Annotated in this window: 4 protein-coding genes; 1 reads left to right on the top strand and 3 read right to left on the bottom strand. The window is 71.3% G+C overall.

The features are described 5' to 3' along the window. Positions 1-21 precede the first annotated feature (21 nt). Positions 22-1,206, bottom strand: coding sequence for a pyridoxal phosphate-dependent aminotransferase (locus tag HAV39_RS41910; RefSeq protein WP_191844637.1), 1,185 nt, complete (start codon positions 1,204-1,206; stop codon positions 22-24). A 148-nt stretch (positions 1,207-1,354) separates the two neighbouring features. After that, a complete protein-coding gene (locus HAV39_RS41905; protein ID WP_191844636.1) occupies positions 1,355-1,894 on the bottom strand; it encodes a hypothetical protein in 540 nt (179 codons plus the stop codon). A gap of 138 nt (positions 1,895-2,032) precedes the next feature. On the opposite strand from HAV39_RS41905, the gene HAV39_RS41900 reads away from it, so the two are divergent. Continuing rightward, positions 2,033-2,944: a UTP--glucose-1-phosphate uridylyltransferase gene (locus HAV39_RS41900; RefSeq protein ID WP_191844635.1), complete on the top strand. Its 912-nt coding sequence runs from the start codon at positions 2,033-2,035 to the stop codon at positions 2,942-2,944. 59 nt (positions 2,945-3,003) lie between these two features. Here the strand turns inward: HAV39_RS41900 and HAV39_RS41895 are convergent. After that, positions 3,004-4,289: proprotein convertase P-domain-containing protein (locus HAV39_RS41895; RefSeq protein WP_191844634.1), on the bottom strand; the 1,286-nt coding region annotated here is incomplete at its 5' end.

Here is a 4,289-nt window from a genome sequence, read left to right as displayed (position 1 = left end):
GGGTGGGGTGGGGGTGGGGGGTTAGGGGTTGAGGCGGGTTATGGCTTCGGTGAGGACTTCGGGGCGTTTGCAGAAGGCGAAGCGGATCAGGTGGCGGCCGGCGTCCTTGTCGTCGTAGAAGACCTGGGACGGGATCGCTACGACGCCGCTGCGTTCGGGTAGGGCGAGGCAGAACTCGATGCCGTCGGTGCCGCCGAGGGGGCGGATGTCGGTGGTGATGAAGTAGGTGCCTTCCGCCTGCATCACTGTGAAACCGGCGTCGGCGAGTCCGGCGCGGAGCTGGTCGCGCTGGGACTGCAGGCCGGTGGTGAAGCCGGTGAAGTACGTGTCGGGCAGGTTCAGTGCGACCGCGACGGCGGGTTGCAGCGGGCCGGCGTTGACGAAGGTGAGGAACTGCTTGACCCGCAGCACCGCCGAGACCAGCGCCGCAGGGCCGCTGGCCCAGCCGACCTTCCAGCCGGTGCACGAGAACGTCTTGCCGGCCGACGAGATGCGCAGGGTGCGCTCGCGCATGCCGGGCAGCGTCGCCAGCGGCACGTGCGGCGATCCGGCGTCGTCGAAGACCAGGTGCTCGTAGACCTCGTCGGTGACGGCGTACGCGCCGTACTCCTGGCACAGGTCGGCGACGAGCTGCAGTTCCGCGCGGGTGAACACCTTGCCGGTCGGGTTGTGCGGGGAGTTGAGCAGCACCAGCCGGGTGCGCGGGCCGAACGCGGCCCGCAGCTGGTCGGGGTCGAACGCGTAACGCCCGTCCGGGCCGGGGCGCAGCGTCACCGGGCGGCGGGTCGCGCGGGCCAGCGCGATGCTCGCGGCGTACGAGTCGTAGTAGGGCTCGAAGCAGACGACCTCGTCGCCGGGCTCGCACAGGGCCAGGATGGCTGCCGCGATCGCCTCGGTGGCCCCGGCCGTGACGACGACCTCACCGTCGGGGTCGTACTCGAGCCCCCAGAACCGGCGCTGGTGTGCGGCGACGGCCTCGCGCAGCACCGGCAAACCCGGCCCCGGCGGGTACTGGTTGAACCCGCCGCGCAGCGCGGCGGCGGCCGCGTCCAGCATCTCGGCGGGCCCGTCGGTGTCGGGAAAGCCCTGTCCGAGGTTGACCGCCCCGGTCTTCACGGCGAGCGCCGACATCGTCGCGAAGATGGTCGTGCCGAACGGGCGCATCCGCTCCACCAGCGGATCGCCCCCGGGAAATTCAGCCGTCATGGCCCCATCTTCACCCACCGGCCCGGTCCGTCGTCAGGCGGCGTCGCGCGCCGTCGCGGGTCAGCCTGCAGTTTCGGGGAAACTGCAGGCACCGCGTGACTGACTGCAGCAGATTCCCCGAAACTGCACCAATGCGCGCCGCGACGGGTCAGCAGGGGGCGCCGACGGGGATGCGGGCGAGGGTTTCGCGGGTGCCGGAGCGGACTCGTAGCGGGAGGCAGCGGGGTTTGTCGACGGTGTAGCCGCCGGCGAAGACGTACCAGCCGGGCACGTCGTAGAGGTCGGGGCAGAACACGCGGATGCGGGTGACCGCCGGGCCGGGGTTGCCCCAGCCGATCGTCGAGGTCAGCGCCGCCTCGCCGACGATCTCCAGGTCGACGGGTGTGCCGGGTCGCACCACCAGGCCCTGCTTGGCCCACCACCGGCCGTCGACGGCGGTTACCTGCAGCTGCTGCGCGACCGGCAGCGCGACGGCGTCGAGCAGCACCGGCAGCCGCGCCGCCGGGCTTGGTTCGGTCCCGATCACGTGGTCGCACGACACCTGGGCCACGCCGTCGTCCGGGAACGGCGTCGCGGCAGGGGAACTCGTCCGTCCGGCGGTCGGCGCGGACGACGGCCCCGGGGAGGGGGCCGCGGGGGTGCAGGCGGCGAGGGCCACCACCGGGAGCAGGGCGAGCAGGCGTCTCATGTCGTGGACGAGTCCTGGGGGTCGGGGCCGGTTCCGCCGGTGATGTATGGGACGTTCCGGGCGTGGGCCGCGCGCTGTCGACCTGATCGCCTGTTAGCGTCGGGTGTACCGCTGAGTCACTTGACCTGGAGAGATCTCATGCCTTCGACCATCCGCCGGGCCGTGATCCCGGCCGCGGGCCTCGGCTCCCGGCTGCTGCCCCTGACCAAGGCCATTCCGAAGGAGATGCTGCCCGTCGGCGACAAGCCGGTGATCGAGCACACCGTGCGCGAGCTGGTGGCCTCGGGCATCACCGACATCACGATCGTGATCTCGGGCGGCAAGTCGCTGATCCAGGACCACTTCCGGCCGAACCCGGCGCTGGTGGAGCAGCTGCGCGCGGACGGCAAGACCGCCTACGCCGACGCGGTCGAGGAGATCGCCGAGCTGGCGCAGCAGGGGCACATCACCTACCTCGACCAGCACGGCCCGTACGGCAACGGCACGCCGGTGCTCAACGCCGCCCGCAACTTCGACGACGAGCCGATGCTGGTCCTGTGGCCCGACGACGTGTTCGTCGCCGAGGTGCCCCGCGCCCAGCAGCTGATCCGCGCGTACGAGGCGACGAACTGCCCCGTCCTGGCGCTGATGCCGATGAGCCCGGAGGACTCGCAGCGCTACGGGGTGCCGGTGGTCAAGGAGGACCTGGACGGCGGCCTGATGCGCATCACCGGCCTGATGGAGAAGCCCAAGCCGAAGGACGCGCCGTCGGCGTTCGCGGCCATCGGCGGCTACGTCGTCACCCCGGGCATCATCGACGAGCTGCGGGAGCAGACCCAGCGCTGGTACGAGCGGCGCACCGGCGAGGTCTACCTGACCGACGCGATCAACGCCTACGCGGCGACGCGGGCCGTGTACGGGCAGGTCATCTCGGGCCGCTGGTACGACACCGGCAACCCGGCCGACTACCTGGTCGCCCAGATGGCCACGGCGCTGGCCCACCCGGAGTACGGCCCGCTGCTGCGCGAGCTGGCCGGCGGACTGGACGCGCCCGCACACCCGGCGGTCTGAACGCTGGAGCAGGGCGAGGGGCCGCGGTGTGCACCGCGGCCCCTCGCTGTCGTGCCGACCTACAGGGTCAGGGTCCAGCTGTTGATGTAGCCGGTGTCGGCGGAGGCGGCGTCCTGGACCCGCAGGTTCCAGGTGCCGTTCTTGACCTCGGTCGACAGGTTGGCGGTGTAGGTCTGGTTGATGTTGTCGGTGCTGCCGCCGGCCCGGTTGTGCAGCACGTAGGTGCTGCCGTCCGGCGCGACCAGGGTCACGATCAGGTCACCGATGTAGGTGTGCACGATGTTCACCGCGACCGTCGAGGTCGCCGACGCGTTGCCCGAGCAGCCCGCGATCGTGATCGGGCTGTTGACGGTGGTGTTGTCCGGGATGGACACGTCGGTGCCGTTGGTGCCGGAGCAGGTCGGCGGGGTGCTGCCGGCCAGGTTCAGCGTCCACGTGTCGATGGTGCCCGTGTCGGCCGACGCCGCGTCCTGCACCCGCAGCTTCCAGGTGCCGTTGGCGGCCTCGCCGGACAGGTTCACCGTGTACGTCTGGCTGATGTTGTCGGCGCTGCCACCGGTCCGGTTGTGCAGCAGGTACGTGCTGCCGTCCGGCGCGACCAGGTTCACCACCAGGTCACCGATGTAGGTGTGCAGGATGTTCACCGCGACCGTGCTGGCCGAGCCGCCGTTGCCGGTGCAGCCGGAGATGGTGATCGAGGACTCCACGGTCGTGTTGTCCGGGACCGCCACGTCGGTGGAGTTGGTGCCGGAGCAGCCGGGCGGGCCGTTGACGGTCAGGTTGAACGTCGTGGTCCGCGTCGAGCTCGCGCCGGTGCCGGTGATGGTGACGGCGTACGTGCCGGGCGGGGTGGCCGCGGCCGTGGCGATGGTCAGCGACGAGGTGCCGCCCGCCGAGTTGATCGAGGACGGGCTGAAGGTCGCCGTCGCGCCGCTGGGCAGGCCGCTCGCGGTCAGGTTGACCGTCTGCGCGCTGCCGTTGGTCAGCGTGGAGGTGATGGTGCTGCTGACCGAGCTGCCGGGGTTGACCGAGCCCGAGGCGGGCGAGGCCGCCAGCGAGAAGTCGTTGCCGGCGGGGCAGGCGGCGTCGTTGCCCGCCACGTTGACCGCGGTCCAGGCGGCCTGGACGGTCTTGTACTCGACCGAGCACAGGCCGTACAGGTCGGTGGCGGCGGACAGGGTGTAGGCGCGCGAGGTGTTGGCCGGGGTGGACGTGTTGACGTAGCGGGTGCTGGAGGTGAAGTACACGTCCAGCGCGCGGTACCAGATCTTCTCGGCCTTGGTGCGGCCGATGCCGACGACGGCCGGAGCCGAGCCGCAGACCGGGCTGGTGCCGTACGCGGTGG

Source organism: Catellatospora chokoriensis (genome assembly GCF_011297315.1).
GTDB classification, from domain to species: Bacteria; Actinomycetota; Actinomycetes; order Mycobacteriales; family Micromonosporaceae; genus Catellatospora; species Catellatospora citrea.
The sequence above is the reverse complement of the archived record's forward strand: the minus strand, read 5'-3'. Positions and strand labels throughout refer to the sequence as shown.